At 65.7% G+C, this 251-nt stretch carries 1 protein-coding gene; it reads left to right on the top strand.

The features are described from left to right. Positions 1 to 251: efflux RND transporter permease subunit (locus AAIR21_RS28175; protein ID WP_434682882.1), on the top strand; the 251-nt coding region annotated here is incomplete at both ends.

Raw genomic sequence — 251 nt, 5'->3', positions numbered from 1 at the left:
AGGCCGTGCAGGCGACGCTTGCGAAATTGTCGGAGCGGTTTCCGCCGGGCCTGACCTACCTCGTGCAGTACGACTCCACGACCTTCGTCTCCGACACGATCAAGGAGGTGATGAAGACGCTCGGCGAGGCCTTCGTGCTCGTCGTGATCGTGGTGTTCCTGTTCCTCGGCAATCTGCGCGCCACGGTGATCCCGGCGGTCGCGGTTCCGGTCAGCCTGATCGGCGCCTTCGCGGTGCTGCTGGCGCTCGGC

It is taken from the genome of Enterobacter sp. PTB (assembly GCF_051130085.1).
Classification (GTDB): domain Bacteria; phylum Pseudomonadota; class Gammaproteobacteria; order Enterobacterales; family Enterobacteriaceae; genus Enterobacter; species Enterobacter ludwigii.
This window is presented reverse-complemented; position numbering and strand designations above follow the sequence as displayed.